This window comes from Microbacterium sp. NPDC055521 (assembly GCF_053619695.1).
Genome location: NZ_JBSHJX010000014.1, coordinates 1 through 19145 on the forward strand (window position 1 = coordinate 1; position 19145 = coordinate 19145).

Genomic DNA, 19145 nt, shown 5'->3' on the forward strand with positions numbered 1-19145 from the left:
CAGGTCGGGGGCAGGGGAGGGGGCCGGGCGCCGGTCGTTCACCAGTGGCTCGGCGTCGGCAGGTGCGGGTCGGGCTGATACCGGAACCACAGCGTCGACAGCGCCGGAAGCGTGACGGTCGCGATCGCGGGGTCGCCGTCGTTCTCGCGGTGCGCGCTGATCATGCCGAGGTTGCCCGCGTCGTCGCCGCCGAAGGCCGCGGCATCCGTGTTCAAGATCTCCTGCCACGATCCCTCGATGGGAAGGGCGAGACGATAGCCCGTGCGCGTCACACCCGCGAAGTTGGAGATGACCACGAGACGGCCCCCGCGGGCATCTCGGCGCTCGAACGCGATCACGCTGGGATCCCAGCTGGGCGCACCCAGACGCGAGAACGACGAGCCGTCGTTGTCGCGCTCCCACAGCGGCGCCTGTGCACGGTAGACGGCGTTCAGAGAGCTGACCAGCTGCTGAAGCTGGGCATGAGACGGCTGATCGAGCAGCCACCAGTCCAGCTCGCGGTCGACCGACCACTCACCGATCTGACCGAACTCCTGGCCCATGAACAGCAGCTTCTTGCCGGGGTGCCCCCACATGAACCCGAGGTACGCGCGCAGGTTCGCGAGCTTGTGCGCGTGGTCGCCCGGCATCCGCGAGACCAGACTGCCCTTGCCGTGCACGACCTCGTCATGGCTGATCGGCAGCATGTAGTTCTCGCCGAACGCGTAGGCGAACGAGAACGTCATCTCACCCTCGTGGTGCGATCGGTGCAGCGGATCGCGCTTCATGTACTCGAGCGAGTCGTTCATCCAGCCCATGTTCCACTTGAACCCGAAGCCGAGTCCGGCATGGTCGGTGGGAGCCGTCACACCGGGGAACGCCGTGGACTCCTCGGCGATCATCACGATGCCCTTGTGCTCGCGGTAGGCCGTGGCGTTGACCTCCTGCAGGAAGCGGATCGCCTCGAGGTTCTCGCGTCCGCCGTGGACGTTCGGCTCCCACTCGCCCGCCTTGCGCGAGTAGTCGAGGTAGAGCATCGAGGCGACCGCGTCGACGCGCAGACCGTCGATGTGGAACTCGCTGAGCCAGAACAGGGCGTTCGCCACGAGGAAGTTGCGCACTTCGCTGCGACCATAGTCGAAGACCAGCGTGCCCCAGTCCTGATGCTCGCCGCGTCGCGGATCGGAGTGCTCGTACAGCGGGGTGCCGTCGAAGCGCGCGAGCGCGAACTCGTCCTTCGGGAAGTGACCGGGAACCCAGTCCATGATCACGCCGATGCCGGACTGGTGCAGCCGGTCGATCAGGTACCTCAGATCATCCGGTGTGCCGAAGCGGCTCGTCGCGGCGTAGTAGCCGCTCACCTGGTACCCCCACGATCCGCCGAACGGATGCTCGGCGAGAGGCATGAACTCGACGTGCGTGAACCCCGTGGCCAGCACGTGCTCGATCAGCGGGTCGGCCGCGTCGCGATACGTCAGACCGCCGCGCCACGAACCGAGGTGCACCTCGTACACCGACATCGGCTGCGAGACCGCGTGGGCCGCGGCGCGACGGCGCAGCCACGCGTCGTCGTTCCAGCGGTGGGCGCTCAGCGTGACGACGGAGGCGGTCGCCGGCGGCAGCTCGGCCTGCTGCGCCATCGGGTCGGCCTTCAGCCGCCAGTGCCCGTCTGCGCCGAGGATCTCGTACTTGTAGCGCGCGCCCGCCGCGACATCGGGGATGAACAGCTCCCACACTCCGCTGCCGCCCATGGAGCGCATGGCGTGGCCTTCACCGTTCCATCCGTTGAAGTCGCCGACCACGCGCAGCGACCTGGCGTTCGGCGCCCACACCGCGAAGTCGACCCCCTGCTCTCCGTCGAGAGCACGCAGGTGCGAGCCGAGTACCTCCCAGAGACGCTCGTGGCGGCCCTCGGCGATGAGGTGGATGTCGAGCTCGCCGACCGCGCTGAGATGACGGTACGGGTCTCCGGCGATCGTCTCCTCGCCGTCCTCGTAGGTGGTCGCGATGCGGTACGGCACCGGCGGTCCGCTGTGATCGCCCTCCCAGATCCCGTGTGCGACGTGCGCGAGGTCCAGCCGCGACCCGTCGTCGAAGACCGCCTGCACCGCTTCGGCGAACGGCCGACGTACGCGGATCGCGGTGGTGGTGCGGCCCACGGAGTCGGTGCGCGGATGCGCGCCGAGCACAGCGTGGGGGTCGTGATGGGTGGACTGCGACACCGCGATCCACTCCGCCGACGCAGAGACGTCCTCGAGATAGCTCATGATCGCTCCTTCACCTTCAGGATGTGCACCGGCTCGGCGAACCCGTCGAGTCGCACATAGTTGTGGTCGGTCCAGGTCCAGACGGCTCCGGTGAGCAGATCCTCGACCTCGAACGCATCACCGGGGTCGATGCCCCAGATCGTAGTGTCGAGGTGCACCGTCGTCTCGCGCATGGAGTGCGGGTCGACATTCGCCACGACGATGATGGTGTCGGCGCGTCCGGTGCCGGTGAATGCGGCATCCAGATGCTTGGAGTACACCAGCACGGCGTCGTCGTCGCTCCAGTGCGCCGAGAAGTTGCGCAGCTGACCGAGCGACGGATGCTCCCGACGGATCTCGTTCAGGCGCCGCAGCAGCGGAGCGAGGGACTCGCCACGCTGCTCGGCGCCGTCCCAGTCCCGGAACTTGTATTCGTACTTCTCGTTGTCGATGTTCTCCTCGGAGCCGGGCCTCGCCACGTTCTCGATCAGCTCGTATCCCGCGTACACGCCCCAGATCGGAGCCGCGGTCGCGGCGATGCAGGCCCGGATGCGGTAAGCCGCCCGTCCGCCGTACTGCAGGTACTCGGTGAGGATGTCATGTGTGTTCACGAACAGGTTCGGGCGCATGTAGTCGCTCGTCTCCTGCGACACAGAGGTGAGGAACTCCTCGAGCTCTGCCTTGGTGTTGCGCCAGGTGAAGTACGAGTAGCTCTGCTGGAAGCCCACGGCCGCCAACGCGCGCATGACGGCCGGTCGGGTGAACGCCTCGGCGAGGAAGATCACGTCGGGATCCTGGGCGTTGACCTCGGCGATCAGCCACTCCCAGAACTGCAGCGGTTTGGTGTGCGGATTGTCGACCCGGAAGATCTTCACGCCGAGCGACACCCAGTGCATGACGACACGCAGCATCTCGGCGTAGCTGCCGGCCGGGTCGTTGTCGAAGTTGATCGGATAGATGTCCTGATATTTCTTCGGCGGGTTCTCGGCGTAGGCGATCGTGCCGTCGGGGAGGGTCGTGAACCATTCCGGATGCTCGGTCACCCAGGGGTGATCGGGAGACGCCTGCAGGGCGAGATCGAGAGCGACCTCGAGGCCCTCCTTCGCCGCGGCGCGGATGAAGGCGCGCAGATCCTTCTCGGTGCCGAGGTCGGGGTGGATCGCATCGTGCCCGCCGTCGGCGGATCCGATCGCGTACGGCGACCCCGGATCGCCCGGCTCGGTGGTCAGGGTGTTGTTGCGGCCCTTGCGGTTCGTCTCCCCGATCGGGTGGATCGGCACGAGATAGATCACATCGAAGCCCATGCCCGCCACGCCGGGGAGCCGCTGCGCGGCAGTGCGGAACGTTCCGCTCTTCACCGTGCCGTCCTTGCGGCGCACTGCGCCCTCGGAGCGGGGGAAGAACTCGTACCAGGCGCCGACGCCCGCCCGGTGTCTTTCGACACGCAGCGGGAGCCACTCGGTGACGGACCCGAGCGAGGCGAGGGGGCGGGCGGCGAAGGCCTCGCCCAGGACGATGTCGACGGCGACGGCGTGAAGCGCGTCGGCATCCGTCGTCTTCTGCGCTTTCCGCAGCGTCGTGGCCGCGGCTTTCAGGATGCGGGTCTCGGCCGCGGGCCGGTCGGTCTCATCGGTTGCCGCGGCGAGCAGCTGCACGCCCAGCGCGCACATCACCGCGATGTCCACCCCCGCGAGCGCCTTGACCTCGGCGGCGTGCGCCCAGGTGCCGAAGTCATCCGAGAACGCCTCGAACCGGTAGCGCCAGTCGCCCGCGAGGTCGATCGCGACGGTCGTGCGCCAGCGGTCGGTGCCGTCGCCGAGCGGGCTGAGCCGGTGCAGCGTCTCGCGCCCGTCAGGGGACGACAGACGCAGATGCACTCCGATGAGATCGTGCCCCTCGCGGAAGGCCACGACGTCGAACGGCACCGCCTCTCCGACGAAGGCCTTCGCGGGATACCCCTGGGGCACGTGCGGCGTCGGCGAGAAGATCGGGATCCGCCCGGCCCTGAGACCGGGGAGGTGGCCCGTCTCGGCGGCAGGGCGCAGAGGGATCTGGGCGGGGCTTCTCAGACCCGCAGAGTCACGTGCTGTCGGTGCTGCCACACTTTGAATGTACCGTGCCCGCTGGTGCGCGTCACTCGACCCGGAAGAGCTGCATCGAGGTGCCCGCGATCGGCAGGACCTCGCCGGGCGCGTATCGACGCTGCTCGCCGCGCGGCGCCTCGTCGGCGCTGGACCACAGCGACGTGAACGAGGTCACGTCATCGAGCCCGTCGGGAAGGCGGACGTCGATCGGAGCCTCGGTGCCGTGCACGATCAGCAGGATGCGGTTGCTCTCGCCGTCGCGAGGGTCGCTCGTCGCGACGTACTGCAGGGTGCGGTGACGGGGGTCGTTCCACTGCTCGGCTGCCATGGTCTCGCCGTTCTGGTCGAACCACTCCATCTCCGACGCCTCGGGCACGTGCTCGCCGAGCACCGCGTAACGCGCGGGGCGCAGCGCGCGGTTCTCGGCACGCAGACGCGTGAGCAGCGAGACGTGCGCCCGCAGCTCCTGCTGCCACGGCTCGTGGGTCCAGTTGAGCCAGGTGAGCGGGGAGTCGTGGCAGTAGGCGTTGTTGTTGCCCTTCTGCGTGCGGCCGAACTCGTCGCCCGCGGTGATCATCGGGATGCCGGCCGAGAGCAGCAGGGTGCCCATCAGATTGCGCATGGCGCGGCGTCGTGCGGCGAGGATCGCAGGATGGTCGGATTCGCCCTCGACCCCGTGGTTGAACGACCGGTTCACGTCGGCGCCGTCGCGGTTCTGCTCGCCGTTGGCCTCGTTGTGCTTGACGTCGTAGCTGACCAGGTCGTGCAGCGTGAAGCCGTCGTGGGCGGTGATGAAGTTGATGCTCGCGAGAGGTCCGCGCTCGGGCGAGTAGGTGTTGGCGGAGCCGGCCAGGCGATTCGCGAATCCGCCGACGCCGACGGGAGCCGAGGCCCGTCGGGCGTAGTCGATGTCGCTGAGCCAGAAGTTGCGGACCCGGTCGCGGTAGCGGTCGTTCCATTCACTCCAGCGAGCGGGGAAATTGCCCGTCTGCCAGCCGCCGAGTCCGACATCCCACGGTTCGGCGATGAGCTTCACATCCTGCAGTGCGGGATCCTCGGCGATGGCCTGGAGCAGCGGGTGCTCGCGGTCGTATTCATGGCCGCCGTCACGGGCCAGGGATGTGGCGAGGTCGAAGCGGAAGCCGTCGATCTGCATCTCGGTGGCCCAGTAGCGCAGCGAGTCGAGCACGAGGCGTGCGGGCGCGTCTGCCGATGTGTTGAGCGTGTTGCCGCAGCCGGTGGTGTCGACGTAGGCGCCGTCGTCGAGCTGACGGTAGTAGAGCGCGTTGTCGATGCCGCGGAAGCTGGATCGCGGCCCGCCGAGGCCCTCCTCGCTGGTGTGGTTGTAGACGACATCGAGGATGACCTCGAGGCCCGCCTGGTGCAGCAGTTTGACCATGCCCTTGAACTCGTCGATCACGGCCTCGGGGCCACCGCGGCGGGCGGCTTGGGTGGCGTAGGCGGTGTGCGGGGTGAAGAAGTTGAGGGTGTTGTAGCCCCAGTAGTTGGTCAGCCCGCGCTCGAGCAGTCGCGGCTCGGGGACGAACGCGTGCACCGGCAGCAGCTGGATGCTCGTGACGCCCAGCTCTGTCAGGTACTCGATCATCGCGGGGTGGGCGAGGCCGGCGTACGTGCCGTGCAGCGCGGCGGGCACGCCGGGGTGGCGTTTGGTGAGGCCCTTGATGTGGCCCTCGTAGATGACGGTCTCGTCCATCGGCACGGCGGGCTTTCGCACATCACCCCAGTCGAAGCCGTCGGCGATGACCACCGAGCGCCACTCCTGGTATCCGCCGCCCCGTGCGAGGCCGCGGGCGTACGGGTCGAGCAGCAGGGTCTCGGAGTTGAACACGTTGCCCGGACCGTGGGGGCCGTCCACGCGCAGCGCGTAGCGCGTGCCCGGCCGCAGCAGGTCGGTGGTCACCTCCCAGATCCCGGCCGTCTGCCGCTCGAGCGGCAGCGTGGCGGTCTCCCAGTCGAGGTCGTGCTCGTCGAAGACCACGACCTCGACGGACGATGCGTTGCCGGACCAGACACGCAGCGTTCCGCCGCCGTCGTGCAGGCGCACGCCGAGATGGTCGAGAGCGTCGCCGCCTAGTGGCGGTGCGGGCTGAGCGGGCATGGAGTCCAGACTAAGCGGGGAGACCCTCCGTTGATGAATCTCCGTCCCGCGTCGGGTGGCCCTCGGTCTCGCGACGAGGGTGCCACCCGCGGGGTCGGTGCCCACCCCGGCCGCCGGGGCAGTGGGAGGATGGGGTGATGCGGCACTACCTCGACCACGCGGCGACGACCCCGCTGCGCGCCGCCGCCCGCGACGCCTGGCTGACGGCATCCGAGATCGTGGGCAACGCGTCGTCGACGCACGGCGCGGGCCAGGCTGCTCGCCGCCTGCTCGAGGACTCCCGCGAGCGGGCTGCGGCCGTCGTCGGCTGCGACCCGATAGAGGTCGTGTTCACGTCGGGCGGCACCGAGTCGATCAACACCGCGCTGCGCGGCATGTGGACGGCCCGCGCCGGCGCAGCGCGGGCGATCGTGCTTCCGGATGCCGAGCATCACGCCACCATCGACACCGTCGCCGCCCTCGAGCGCGAGGGCGCCCTGGTGCGGTCTGTTCAGGTCGACGAACTCGGCCGCATCGCCGTGTCGGCCTTCACCGCTGCCCTCGACGGCGCGGCTCTCGCGACCGCGCTCATCGCGAACAACGAGGTCGGCACGGTCAACGACGCGGCCGCGCTGAGCCGTTCGGCGGCGGCCGCGGGCATCCCGCTGCACTTCGACGCGGTGTCGGCCTTCGGCCACCTGCCCGTGGTGTTCCGCGAGCTGAGGGGCGACGCGCCCGCGGGTGCGGGGCTTGTGGCGCTGAGCCTCGCCGGGCACAAGATCGGCGCCCCGGTGGGAACCGGCATGCTGGTCGCGGCCCGCAGCGCGCGGATCGCACCGCTGCTGCACGGCGGGTCGCAGCAGCGCGGTCTGCGCGCCGGCACGCAGGACGTGCCCGGAGCGGCGGCCCTGGCTGCCGCGCTGGAGGCGACCGAAGCCGAACGTGTGCGGGAGAGCGACCGGCTCGCCGCGCTGCGCGACCGGCTCGTCGCCGGGGTCCTCGACGCCGTCCCCTCTGCGAGGCTGCTCGGAGATCCGGTCGATCGCCTGCCCGGCAATGCGCATCTGCTGTTTCCGGGGACGGTCGGCGAGAGCCTGCTGTTCCTGCTCGACATGGCGGGCATCTCGGCATCCACCGGGTCGGCATGTCAGGCCGGCGTCGCCGAGCCTTCGCACGTCGTGCTGGCGATGGGGCGCAGCGAGCAGGACGCCCGGAGCGTGCTGCGGTTCACGCTCGGGGCGACCTCGACCCCGGCGGACGTCGCGGCGGTGCTCGCCGCGATCCCGGATGCCGTGGCGCGCGCCTCACACTGACGGGACCCGTCCAGGCGAGCGCTCGTAGACTGGAGTCCATGCGAGTTCTGGCGGCGATGAGCGGCGGTGTCGATTCGGCGGTGGCCGCGGCGCGCGCCGTCGACGCCGGGCACGAGGTGGTGGGAGTGCACCTCGCGCTGTCGCGGGCGGGCGGCACCCTGCGCACCGGCAGCCGCGGTTGCTGCACCGTCGAGGACGCACTGGACGCCCGGCGCGTGGCCGATCTGCTCGGCATCCCGTTCTACGTGTGGGACTTCTCGGAGCGTTTCCGCGACGACGTCATCGACGACTTCATCTCGGAGTACAAGGCGGGCCGCACCCCCAACCCGTGCCTGCGCTGCAACGAGAAGATCAAGTTCGCAGCTCTCCTGGAGCGGGCGATCGAACTGGGCTTCGATGCGGTCTGCACCGGTCACTACGCGACCCTCGTCGACGGCGCCGGCGGGCTCGAGCTGCACCGCGCGTCGGACTCCGCCAAGGACCAGTCGTACGTGCTCGGCGTGCTGAACGCCGAGCAGCTGGCGCACACCTACTTCCCGCTCGGCGACACGCCGTCGAAGGCGCTCGTGCGGGCCGAGGCCGCGGCGCGCGGCATCACCGTCGCGCAGAAGCCGGACAGCCACGACATCTGCTTCATCCCCGACGGCGACACGCGCGGCTGGCTCGCGGAGAAGGTCGGCACGGCGACCGGCGACATCCTCGACCGCAGCGGCGAGGTCGTGGGCAGTCACGACGGTGCCCACGCGTTCACCGTCGGACAGCGCCGGGGCCTGCGCCTGGGCACCCCGGCCCCGGACGGCAAGCCGCGCTTCGTGCTCGAGGTGCGACCGGTGTCGAACACCGTGGTCGTCGGACCGAAGGAAGCGCTGGCGATCGCCGAGATCGCGGGGCAGCGCTTCTCGTGGGCCGGCGCCGCGCCTGCAGTGTCGGACTTCGCATGCGAGGTGCAGATCCGCGCGCACGCCGACCCGGTGCCGGCTCGAGCGCAGGTGACCGATGACGGCGTGCGCGTCGTGCCCGAGGTGCCGCTCGACGGAGTCGCGCCCGGCCAGAGCGCGGTCATCTACGTCGGCACGCGGGTGCTCGGGCAGTTCACGATCGACACGACCGTCTCGGCCGTGCCGGTCGACGCCTGAGCTCCCTAAGGCGGAGCGTACTTCGGGCGGCAGCACCCGCGTCTTGTCGGTGCTCGCTCGTAGACTTGCGTGGTGCCTGAGAACATCTCGCTGACCGACGCCCGCGCCGAAGCCGAAGAGCTCACGACTCGCATCCTCGAGGCGAAGGACGCGTATTACGGACGCGACACATCGCTCGTCGACGACGCGACGTACGACGGCTGGATGCGGCGACTCGAAGAGCTCGAGCGCCTGCATCCCGAGCTGCAGGGGCAGGACTCGCCCACCCAGATGGTGGGCGCGGCCGAGGCCACGGGCCTTGCGACGATCGAGCACGCAGAGCGGATGCTCAGCCTCGACAACGTGTTCTCGCTCGACGAGCTGCGTGACTGGCAGGTCAAGACCGTGGCAGCTGCCGGACGCGACGTGGCCTGGCTCACCGAGCTGAAGATCGACGGGCTGGCCATCAACCTGCGTTACGAGAACGGCGTGCTCTCGTCCGCGGCGACGCGCGGCGACGGCCGGGTGGGCGAGATCGTCACCGAGAACGCGCTGCGCCTCGCCGACATCCCCGAGCGCCTCAGTGGCGAGGGGCATCCTGAGATCGTCGAGGTGCGCGGCGAGGTGTTCATCCCGGTCGCCGCGTTCGAGCGGCTCAACGCGGCGCAGGCTGCGTTCCGGGACCGCGCGTACGCCGATGGGCTCGAGCGGTGGGAGGCACGAGGCGGCGCGAAGCGTCCGTTCGACGAAGAGAAGGCCCGCACCGCCGCCGCTCGACGTTTCCCTGCCTTCGCGAATCCACGCAACGCCGCCAGCGGGGGACTGCGGCAGCAGATCGACAAGAAGACCGGCCTCGAGCTCGAAGCGGGTCTGCTGCGCATCGACTCGCTCTCGCTGTACGTGCACGGCATCGGCGCCTGGCAGGATCCTCCGGTCGCCGCGCAGAGCGACGTGTACGACCTGGTGGCGAGCTGGGGCCTGCCGACGAGCCCGCACACGAAGGTGTGCCATTCGATCGACGAGGTCGCCGACTTCATCGCCCACTTCGGCGAGCACCGCCACGACATCGAGCACGAGCTCGACGGCATCGTGGTCAAGGTCGACGAGCTCGCCCTGCACGATGAGCTCGGCATGACCAGTCGCGCGCCGCGCTGGGCGATCGCCTACAAGTACCCGCCCGAAGAGGTGCAGACCACGCTGCTCGACATCGTCGTCTCGGTCGGCCGCACCGGCCGTGCGACGCCGTTCGCGGTCATGGCGCCCGCACATGTGGCGGGTTCCGTGGTGCGTCAGGCGACCCTGCACAACAAGGACGTCGTCAAGGCCAAGGGTGTGCTGATCGGCGACACCGTCGTGCTCCGAAAAGCCGGCGACGTGATCCCCGAGGTGCTCGGCCCTGTCGTCGAGAAGCGCGACGGCAGCGAGCGCGAGTTCGTCATGCCGACCGGATGCCCGGAGTGCGGCACGCCGCTTCGCCCGATGAAGGAGGGCGACATCGATCTGCGGTGCCCGAACGCGCGATCCTGCCCGGCCCAGGTGCGCGGGCGCGTGGAGCACATCGGCTCGCGCGGGGCGCTGGACGTCGAGGCGCTGGGCGAGGTGACGGCGGCGGCGCTGACGCAGCCGAGCCATCCCGCCGTGCCGCCGCTGGACACGGAGGCGGGCCTGTTCTCGCTGGAGCTCGCGCAGATCGTGCCGATCGAGGTGGTGGTGCGCGACTCCGAGACGGGTCTGCCGAAGGAGGACGACGACGGCATCGTCAAGACCCGGTCGCCGTTCCGCCGCAACGCGACGGCGGCCGAGAAGAAGCAGGGCATCGAAGGGCCCCAGCCGTCGTCGGCCGCCGTCAAGCTGCTCGCCGAGCTCGAGAAGGCCAAGACGAAGGAGCTGTGGCGACTGCTGGTCTCATTGAACATCCGGCACGTCGGTCCGGTCGCCGCGCGCGCGCTCGCGCAGTGGTTCGGATCGCTGGATGCCATTCGCGCCGCGTCCCGGGAAGATCTCGCCGCCGTCGAAGGAGTCGGTGGGATCATCGCCGACTCGCTGCTGGAGTGGTTCGAGGTCGACTGGCACATCGAAATCATCGATCAGTGGACGGCGGCGGGCGTGCAGTGGGCGACGCCGGGGCACCCCGGGCCGGGCGCAGCGGTCGCCGAGGGGGGAGTGCTCGACGGGCTCACGGTCGTGGCCACCGGATCGCTCGACGGCTACACGCGCGATGGTGCACAGGAGGCGATCATCAAGGCCGGCGGCAAGGCGGCATCCAGCGTCTCGAAGAAGACCGACTTCGTCGCGGCCGGTCCAGGTGCGGGCTCGAAGCTCGCGAAGGCCGAGGAGCTCGGCATCCGCGTCCTCGATGCCGCCCAGTTCCACGTGCTCGTCACGCAAGGACCGGCGGCGCTTGACGCCTGATGAGCGGGAGCCGTCACGCCATCGGGCGGATCTCGAACCCGTCCTGGCGGTCGAACCCGATGTCGGTGATCTGCAGCGCATCCACTCGGGCTGAGCGCGGACCCTGCCGCAGCGCCGAGATGACGTCGTCAACAACCTCGCCTTCGCCGTGCAGCTCGGCCTCGACGGTGCCGTCGCGTCGATTGCGCACCCAGCCGACGATCCCGCAGGTCATCGCCGTCTCACGGGCGAACCAGCGATAGCCGACGCCCTGGACGCGACCGCTGACGATCACCCGCACCGATCTCATGCGCATAGCCTAGACAGCATGGCCGTTGACACCGCAGAAGCATCGACCGAACAGCTCGCCCTCGTCGACCTGGCATTCGGCGACCCGCGCTGGGCGGTGGCACTGCCGGTTCTGCAGGAGCTGCGCCCGCACCTGACCGTGGAACTGCTGGAGCAGGTGCTGAGTGAGGGTGCACCGCAGGGCCTCACGTTCACCGCGGTGCTCGTGGGGAAGCGGTGCGTGGCCGTCGCTGGGTGGCGGATCATCGCCAACACGAGCGCGATCCGCAAGCTGTACGTCGACGACCTCTCGACCGCGGCGTCAGAGCGCTCCCGCGGGTACGGTCGGATGCTGCTCGACGAGCTGCGCGAACGCGCCGTCGCCGCGGGATGCCGGCGGCTTGACCTCGACTCCGGCGTGCAGCGCTTCGACGCGCACCGGTTCTACCTGCGAGAGCGGATGAACATCGACGCCCACCACTTCTCGCGGCACCTCGGCTGACGCGCGCACTCGGGTCATCGGCATCCGACACGATGTGACGTCGGGAATCTCAGATCATCCGCCCGCCTGACGGCGTGTCGCGGCCGGTCGGCACGCGACACGCCGTGGGCGTCTGATGTTTCCGACGTCGAGTGCGGCCTCAGCCCTTGTGCCGGGGCTTGCGCGCGGGGCGGTCGTCGCGCTGGTACCCGCGGTCGTACCCGCCGCGGTCGTCCCGATCGCGCGGCGTGCGGCGGCTCGGCACGCCGCGGTCGGGGCGGATCTCGATGAGCCGGCCCGAGATCCGGGTGTCGCGCAGCTTGTCGAGCACCGCCGGATCCATGTTCACCGGCAGCTCGACGATCGAGAAGTCCGGCTTGATCGCGATCGCGCCGAAGTCGTCGCGTCCCAGGCCGCCCTCGTTCGCGAGCGCGCCCACGATCTGTCGCGGCTCGACGCGGTGGCGACGGCCGACCTCGATGCGGTACGGCGCGTAGTCGCCGCGCCCGCGGCGCTCGCGCGGTCCGCGGTCGCTGCGGTCGGACGACCGGTCCTGACGCTCGCGCGGCGGACGACTGTCACGCTCCACCGACCGCGACAGCTCGTCGTTCTCGGGGTCGAGCAGCAGCGGCGTCTCACCCTGGGCGACCACGGCCAGCGCCGCGGCGACGTCCGCCTCGGGCACATCGTTGTTGCGCACGTAGTGGGCGATGATGTCGCGGAACGCCTCGATGCGGCGGGTCTCTCCGAGGGCTGCGGTGATCGCGTCATCGAAGCGCGCGAGGCGCGTCGAGTTGACGTCCTCCGTGGTCGGCAGCTGCATCTGCGTCGGCTGCTGGCGGGTCGCCTTCTCGATGTGCTTCAGCAGGTAGCGCTCGCGCGGCGTGATGAAGCTGATCGCATCACCGGTTCGGCCTGCACGGCCCGTGCGCCCGATCCGGTGCACGTACGACTCGGTGTCGGTGGGGATGTCGAAGTTCACCACGTGGCTGATGCGCTCGACGTCCAGGCCGCGGGCGGCGACGTCGGTGGCGACGAGGATGTCGAGCTTGCCGTCCTTGAGCTGATTCACGCTGCGCTCGCGCTGGACCTGCGGCACGTCACCGTTGATCGCGGCCGCGGAGTAGCCGCGGGCGCGGAGCTTCTCGGCGAGGGTCTCGGTCTCGTTCTTGGTGCGGACGAAGACGATCATCCCGTCGAAGTTCTCGATCTCGAGGATGCGGGTGAGGGCATCCACCTTCTGCGCGTACGAGACGACGAGGTAGCGCTGGGTGATGTTCTGGTTGGTGGTCGTCTTGCCCTTGATGGCGACCTCTTCGGGCTCGTTCAGATACTGCTGAGCGAGGCGGCGGATCGTCGCGGGCATCGTCGCCGAGAACAGCGCGACCTGCTTGTCCTCGGGGGTCTGTGCGAGGATCTGCTCGACATCCTCGGCGAAGCCCATCTTCAGCATCTCGTCGGCCTCATCCAGCACGAGGTACTTCAGCTCCGAGAGGTCGAGCGTGCCCTTCGCCTGGTGGTCCATGATGCGGCCCGGCGTGCCGACGACGATGTGCACGCCGCGGCGCAGCGCAGACAGCTGCACGCCGTACGCCTGCCCGCCGTACACGGGAAGCACGCGCACGTCCTTCATGCGGGCCGAGTACGCCTCGAACGCCTCGCACACCTGCAGCGCGAGTTCGCGGGTGGGGGCGAGCACGAGCACCTGCGGCGTCTTCTGACCGAGGTCGAGGTTCTCGAGCACGGGCAGCGCGAAAGCCGCGGTCTTGCCGGTGCCGGTCTGCGCCGTTCCCAGCACGTCGCGCCCCTGCAGCAGCAGGGGGATCGTCGCCGCCTGGATGGGCGAGGGCGTCTCGTAGCCGAGATCCTTGATCGCCCTGAGCAGCGAGCCGGTGATGCCCAGCTCCTCGAATCCGGGGGACGTCGCGGCCTCGTCGGGGGTCTCGGGCGCGTCAGGGGCAGGGGCGATGTCGTCGGCAGTCACCTGTCAACGATAGTGGGTGCGGATGGGAGAGTGCTGGCCGTTCAGCTGCCTGAGGTCAATGCCAGCAGGCGCTCCTTCACCTGTCGGCGCAGCACCTTGCCGATCAGCGACTTCGGCAGCTCGTCGACGACGAAGACGCGACGCGGCACCTTGTACGGCGTCAGGATGCTGCGCGCGAACGCGCGGATGGCCTCGACATCGACGTCCCTGTCCTCTTCCACGACGATCGCGGCGACGACCTCCTCGCCGGAGTGGTCGCTCGGCAGTCCCACGACGGCCGCGTCGACGACATCCGGATGCTGGCGCAGGGCGCCCTCGACCTCGGTGGGCGCCACGTTGAAGCCGCCCGTGATGATGAGCTCCTTGATGCGGTCGACGATGCGCACGAAGCCCGCCTCGTCGATCGTGACGACGTCGCCGGTGCGGAACCAGCCGTCGACGAACACCGCCTCGGTCGCCTCGGGCTTGCCGTAGTAGCCGGAGAACACCTGGGGGCCGCGCACGATCAGCTCGCCGGCCGAGCCGGCCGGCACGTCGACGGTCGGATTCTCAGGGTCGACGACGCGGCACTCGGTACCGGGAAGCGGCAGGCCGACGGTGCCGGCCACCCGACTGTCGGCGACGGGATTGGCCATCAGCACGGGGGAGCACTCGCTCAGCCCGTAGCCTTCGACGAGGTAGCCGCCACTCTCCTCCTCGAACGGCACCACGAGGTCGTGCGACAGCGCCATCGCGCCGGAGATCGCGACCTCGGTGCCGGCAAGCGACACGCCGTTCTCCTTCGCGGCGGCCAGCAGCCGCTCGGCGATCGGCGGCACGAGCGGCAGGAAGGTGGCCGGATGCTTCTTCGTCGCCTGCAGCACGAGGTCGGGTTCGAACTTCGGGAACAGCACGAGCCGCGCGCCCATCGACATCGCGAAGGTCAGGCAGAGCGTGAGCCCGTACGCGTGGAACATCGGCAGCACGGCGTAGACGACGCAGCCGTCGCCGCGCGTGATCGACGGCACCCACGCCTGAGCCTGCGCCGCGTTCGCGAGCAGGTTGCGGTGGGTGAGGGCCGCACCCTTGGGGGTGCCCGTGGTGCCGGAGGTGTACTGGATGATCGCGAGGTCGTCGGTTCCGGGACGCGGGTGCGATGCGGGAAGCGGAGCGGATGCCACGAGCGAATCCCAGCTGATCGCACCGCGCACCTTCGCGGTCAGCGCCGCACGCGACTCACGGGCCTTCGCGATCGGCAGCTTCAGCATGAGCTGCATCCTGCGCGGCATCGCCGTCGTCACGTCGACCGAGACCAGGCTCGTGACCGCCAGGTCGGCGGGGAACTCCTGCAGGGTCTCGACCACCTTGCTCCAGACGATCGCGTGCCTGGCACCGTGGTCTTCGAACTGCTTGCGCAGCTCACGCGGCGTGTAGAGAGGGTTGTGCTCGATCACCACGGCGCCGAGGCGGAGCACGGCGTAGAACGCGATGATGTGCTGCGGACAGTTCGGCAGCACGATCGCCACCGGGTCGCCCGGGCCGACGCCGAGGTCGCGCAGGCCGGCGGCTGCCCGCTCGATGGCATCCTGCATCTCGCGGTAGGTCGTCTCGCGCCCGAAGAACTGCAGCGCCGGGGCGTCCGGGTAGTCGCGCACCGAGGCCTCGACGATGTCGATCAGCGAGCCGGTCACCTCGGGCAGGTCCTGCGGGACACCTTCGGCATAGCTTGCGGTCCATGGGCGAGGGGGATCGAACTCGGTCACGCGTTCCAGCTTACGTGTGCCCACGTCGCGCTCTCGTAGACTGGGGTGGTGTCTGAAATCACCCCTGATCTCGTACGCCATCTCGGCGTGCTCGCGCGTATCCAGCTCTCCGACGACGAGGTGACTCGGCTGACCGGTCAGCTCGATGCCATCGTCGACAACATCGCGAAGGTGTCGGAGGTGGCCACGCCCGACGTCGTCGCGACCAGCCACCCGATCGCGATGAGCAACGTCTTCCGTCCCGACGAGGTCGGCGAGCCGCTCACGCTCGAGCAGACGCTGAAGAACGCCCCGGATGCCGCAGACGGCCGCTTCCGTGTGACCGCGATCCTGGGAGAAGAGCAGTGAGCGACATCATCCGGCTGACCGCCGCCGAGCTCGGCGAGAAGATCTCCGCCGGCGAGATCTCCAGCGTCGAGGCGACGCAGGCCCACCTCGACCGCATCGCCTCGGTCGACGGCGACGTGCACGCCTTCCTGCACGTCAACGAGTATGCCCTCGCGGCGGCTGCCGAGGTCGACGCGCGCCGGGCCGCGGGCGAGCAGCTCGGCCCGGTCGCCGGTGTGCCGCTCGCGGTCAAGGACGTGCTCGTCACCACCGACATGCCCTCCACGAGCGGCTCGAAGATCCTCGAGGGCTACATGTCGCCGTTCGACGCCACCGTCGTGGCGCGCTCGCGCGCCGCCGGCCTTGTGCCGCTGGGCAAGACGAACATGGACGAGTTCGCGATGGGCTCCTCGACGGAGTTCTCCGCCTACGGCCCGACCCGAAACCCGTGGGATCTCGACCGCATCCCCGGCGGTTCGGGTGGCGGCTCCGCCGCGGCGGTGGCGGCATTCGAGGCGCCGCTCGCGCTCGGCTCCGACACCGGCGGATCGATCCGCCAGCCTGCGCACGTCACCGGCACCGTCGGCATCAAGCCGACTTACGGCGGCGTCAGCCGCTACGGTGCGATCGCGCTGGCATCCAGCCTCGACCAGGTCGGCCCGGTTACCCGCACCGTGCTCGACGCCGGGTTGCTGCACGATGTGATCGGCGGTCACGACCCGAAGGACTCCACCTCGCTTCCACAGGAATGGCCGTCGTTCGCCGCCGCCGCCCGCGAGGGCGCGTCGGGTCAGGTGCTCAAGGGCCTGAAGGTCGGCGTCATCACCGAGCTGCCCGACTCCGGCTTCCAGGCCGGCGTCGCCGCATCCTTCCGCGAGTCGCTGGCCCTGATGGAGGCGCAGGGCGCCGAGATCGTCGAGATCTCCGCTCCGCACTTCGAATACGGCGTCGCCGCGTACTACCTGATCCTGCCCGCTGAGGCGTCGAGCAACCTCGCGAAGTTCGACTCGGTGCGCTTCGGCCTACGCGTCACCCCCGCCGGCAACCCGACGGTGGAGGACGTCATGTCGGCGACCCGCGAGGCCGGCTTCGGCCCCGAGGTCAAGCGCCGCATCATCCTCGGCACCTACGCCCTGTCTGCCGGCTACTACGACGCGTACTACGGCAGCGCGCAGAAAGTGCGCACGCTCATCCAGCAGGACTTCGACCGGGCCTTCGCGCACGTCGACGTCATCGCGACGCCCTCGGCGCCGACGACCGCGTTCAAGATCGGCGAGAAGATCGATGACCCGCTGCAGATGTACCTGAACGACCTGACGACGATCCCGGCGAACCTGGCCGGGGTGCCCGGCATCTCGATCCCGTCGGGCGTGGCGGCCGAAGACGGTCTGCCCGTCGGCATCCAGTTCCTCGCGCCAGCGCACGAGGATGCCCGTCTGTACCGCGTCGGCGCGGCTCTCGAAGCCGTGCTCGTCGACTCGTGGGGTGAGCCGCTGCTCGCCCGCGCTCCGCAGCTGCTGGGAGGAACCCGCTGATGGCCACCGCCAAGCTCATGGACTTCGACGAGGCTCTCGAGATGTTCGAGCCGGTGCTCGGCTTCGAGGTGCACGTCGAGCTGAACACCCGCACGAAGATGTTCTCGGACGCCCCGAACCCGGCGCACGACGAGTTCCACGGTGCCGAGCCGAACACGCTCATCGCCCCGGTCGACCTCGGCCTGCCGGGGTCGCTGCCCGTGGTCAACGCGACGGCCGTGCGCTCGTCGATCAGCCTGGGTCTCGCGCTCGGCTGCTCGATCGCCGAGTCCAGCCGCTTCGCCCGGAAGAACTACTTCTACCCCGACCTGGGCAAGAATTACCAGATCTCCCAGTACGACGAGCCGATCGCCTTCGAGGGATCGGTCGAGGTGGAACTCGAGGACGGCACCCTGGTGACCATCCCGGTCGAGCGTGCGCACATGGAGGAGGACGCCGGCAAGCTCACCCACATGGGCGGGGCCACCGGTCGCATCCAGGGTGCCGAGTACTCGCTGGTCGACTACAACCGTGCGGGTGTGCCGCTGGTCGAGATCGTCACCAAGCCGATCTTCGGCGCCGAGCACCGAGCGCCCGAGTACGCCAAGGCGTACATCGCCGCGATCCGTGACATCGTGCGCGGCCTCGGCATCTCGGAGGCGCGTCTCGAGCGCGGCAACCTGCGCTGCGACGCGAACGTGTCGCTGCGTCCCCGAGGCCAGGAGAAGCTGGGCACCCGCACCGAGACGAAGAACGTCAACTCGATGCGCTCGGTCGAGCGCGCCGTGCGGTACGAGATCCAGCGTCAGGCCGCGATCCTCGCCGACGGCGGCACGATCATCCAGGAGACCCGTCACTGGCACGAGGACACCGGCACGACATCGCCGGGCCGCCCGAAGTCCGACGCCGACGACTACCGCTATTTCCCCGAGCCCGATCTGCTGCCCGTGCAGCCCTCGCGCGAGCTCGTGGAGGAACTCCGGTCGGTTCTGCCCGAGCAGCCCGTCGCGCGTCGCCGTCGGCTGAAGGCCGACTGGGGCTTCACCGACCTCGAGTTCCAGGACGTGCGCAACGGCGGGCTGATCGACGAGGTCGAGGCGACGATCGCGGCGGGTGCCGCGCCGGCGGCCGCGCGCAAGTGGTGGACGGGGGAGATCACCCGCATCGCCAACGCGCAGGAGCGCGAGGCCTCCGGCCTCGTCTCACCCGCCGACGTCGCAGCTCTGCAGGGCCTGGTCGATGCCGGGACTCTGACCGACAAGCTCGCCCGTCAGGTGCTCGAGGGCGTCATCGCCGGTGAGGGCACGCCGCAGCAGGTCGTCGACTCCCGGGGCCTGGCCGTGGTCTCGGACGACGGTGCGCTGATCGCCGCGATCGATGACGCGTTCGCCGCGCAGCCCGACGTGCTGGCGAAGATCAAGGACGGCAAGGTGCAGGCCGCGGGCGCCGTCATCGGCGCCGTGATGAAGGTCATGAAGGGTCAGGCCGACGCCGCGCGCGTGCGCGAACTGATCCTCGAGCGCGCCGCGCAGTGACCACGGGGTGCCACCGACGCGATGTCGGTGGCACCGGTCAGGATGGAT

13 protein-coding genes are annotated in these 19145 nt (G+C 69.6%); 7 read left to right on the forward strand and 6 right to left on the reverse strand.

Annotation, left to right across the window (positions count from 1 at the left end; translation table 11 throughout):
- Positions 1-38 precede the first annotated feature (38 nt).
- Genes glgB through glgX form a run of 3 tightly spaced genes read right to left on the reverse strand, consistent with a single transcriptional unit; the run spans position 39 to position 6428 of the window.
- Positions 39-2246, reverse strand: a complete 2208-nt coding sequence (glgB, locus tag ACWGSM_RS12245; protein WP_452323198.1) for a 1,4-alpha-glucan branching protein GlgB — start codon at positions 2244-2246, stop codon at positions 39-41.
- Entirely contained in the window at positions 2243-4327 is a 2085-nt protein-coding gene (locus ACWGSM_RS12250; protein WP_452323199.1) for a maltotransferase domain-containing protein, read from the reverse strand. Before ACWGSM_RS12250 ends, glgB begins: the two co-directional genes overlap by 4 nt.
- A gap of 31 nt (positions 4328-4358) precedes the next feature.
- Entirely contained in the window at positions 4359-6428 is a 2070-nt protein-coding gene (gene glgX / locus ACWGSM_RS12255; RefSeq protein WP_452323200.1) for a glycogen debranching protein GlgX, read from the reverse strand.
- Positions 6429-6565: 137 nt separating this feature from the next.
- Between glgX and ACWGSM_RS12260 the strand changes: the two genes are divergently transcribed.
- The 3 genes from ACWGSM_RS12260 to ligA all read left to right on the forward strand — a co-directional run bounded on the left by ACWGSM_RS12260 (position 6566) and on the right by ligA (position 11247).
- Entirely contained in the window at positions 6566-7720 is a 1155-nt protein-coding gene (locus tag ACWGSM_RS12260; RefSeq protein ID WP_452323201.1) for a cysteine desulfurase family protein, read from the forward strand.
- A gap of 38 nt (positions 7721-7758) precedes the next feature.
- Entirely contained in the window at positions 7759-8856 is a 1098-nt protein-coding gene (gene mnmA / locus ACWGSM_RS12265) for a tRNA 2-thiouridine(34) synthase MnmA (protein ID WP_452323202.1), read from the forward strand.
- 72 nt (positions 8857-8928) lie between these two features.
- Positions 8929-11247 (forward strand): NAD-dependent DNA ligase LigA, encoded by a 2319-nt coding sequence (gene ligA, locus ACWGSM_RS12270; protein ID WP_452323203.1) that lies wholly within the window; start codon positions 8929-8931, stop codon positions 11245-11247.
- A gap of 13 nt (positions 11248-11260) precedes the next feature.
- Here the strand turns inward: ligA and ACWGSM_RS12275 are convergent, their stop codons facing one another.
- Entirely contained in the window at positions 11261-11536 is a 276-nt protein-coding gene (locus ACWGSM_RS12275) for an acylphosphatase (protein ID WP_452323204.1), read from the reverse strand.
- 18 nt (positions 11537-11554) lie between these two features.
- Between ACWGSM_RS12275 and ACWGSM_RS12280 the strand changes: the two genes are divergently transcribed.
- A complete protein-coding gene (locus ACWGSM_RS12280; RefSeq protein ID WP_452323205.1) occupies positions 11555-12016 on the forward strand; it encodes a GNAT family N-acetyltransferase in 462 nt (153 codons plus the stop codon).
- Positions 12017-12155: 139 nt separating this feature from the next.
- Here ACWGSM_RS12280 and ACWGSM_RS12285 read toward each other — a convergent pair whose 3' ends face one another.
- Together ACWGSM_RS12285 and ACWGSM_RS12290 are read right to left on the reverse strand one after the other, a co-directional pair.
- Positions 12156-13979 carry a DEAD/DEAH box helicase gene (locus ACWGSM_RS12285; RefSeq protein WP_452323206.1) on the reverse strand — a complete coding sequence of 608 codons (1824 nt, stop codon included), beginning with the start codon at positions 13977-13979 and terminating at the stop codon, positions 12156-12158.
- 41 nt (positions 13980-14020) lie between these two features.
- On the reverse strand, positions 14021-15721 hold the full coding sequence (locus ACWGSM_RS12290; protein ID WP_452323207.1) for a long-chain-fatty-acid--CoA ligase: 1701 nt from the start codon (positions 15719-15721) through the stop codon (positions 14021-14023).
- A gap of 48 nt (positions 15722-15769) precedes the next feature.
- On the opposite strand from ACWGSM_RS12290, the gene gatC reads away from it, so the two are divergent.
- The 3 genes from gatC to gatB are packed head-to-tail and all read left to right on the forward strand — an operon-like array spanning position 15770 to position 19097.
- Positions 15770-16069 (forward strand): Asp-tRNA(Asn)/Glu-tRNA(Gln) amidotransferase subunit GatC, encoded by a 300-nt coding sequence (gene gatC / locus ACWGSM_RS12295; protein ID WP_452323208.1) that lies wholly within the window; start codon positions 15770-15772, stop codon positions 16067-16069.
- Complete coding sequence (gatA, locus tag ACWGSM_RS12300) at positions 16066-17583, forward strand: Asp-tRNA(Asn)/Glu-tRNA(Gln) amidotransferase subunit GatA (protein ID WP_452323209.1); 1518 nt, start codon at positions 16066-16068, stop codon at positions 17581-17583. Before gatC ends, gatA begins: the two co-directional genes overlap by 4 nt.
- Positions 17583-19097, forward strand: coding sequence for an Asp-tRNA(Asn)/Glu-tRNA(Gln) amidotransferase subunit GatB (gene gatB, locus ACWGSM_RS12305; protein ID WP_452323210.1), 1515 nt, complete (start codon positions 17583-17585; stop codon positions 19095-19097). The genes gatA and gatB overlap by 1 nt, the downstream gene beginning before the upstream one ends.
- Positions 19098-19145: the final 48 nt, after the last annotated feature.

Coding starts and splice junctions, on each gene's coding strand:
- mnmA (WP_452323202.1), top strand. CDS start 7,759: ATGCGAGTTCTGGCGGCGATGAGCGGCGGTGTCGATTCGGCGGTGGCC.
- ACWGSM_RS12280 (WP_452323205.1), top strand. CDS start 11,555: ATGGCCGTTGACACCGCAGAAGCATCGACCGAACAGCTCGCCCTCGTC.
- glgX (WP_452323200.1), bottom strand. CDS start 6,428: ATGCCCGCTCAGCCCGCACCGCCACTAGGCGGCGACGCTCTCGACCAT.
- gatB (WP_452323210.1), top strand. CDS start 17,583: ATGGCCACCGCCAAGCTCATGGACTTCGACGAGGCTCTCGAGATGTTC.
- ACWGSM_RS12260 (WP_452323201.1), top strand. CDS start 6,566: ATGCGGCACTACCTCGACCACGCGGCGACGACCCCGCTGCGCGCCGCC.
- glgB (WP_452323198.1), bottom strand. CDS start 2,246: ATGAGCTATCTCGAGGACGTCTCTGCGTCGGCGGAGTGGATCGCGGTG.
- ACWGSM_RS12275 (WP_452323204.1), bottom strand. CDS start 11,536: ATGAGATCGGTGCGGGTGATCGTCAGCGGTCGCGTCCAGGGCGTCGGC.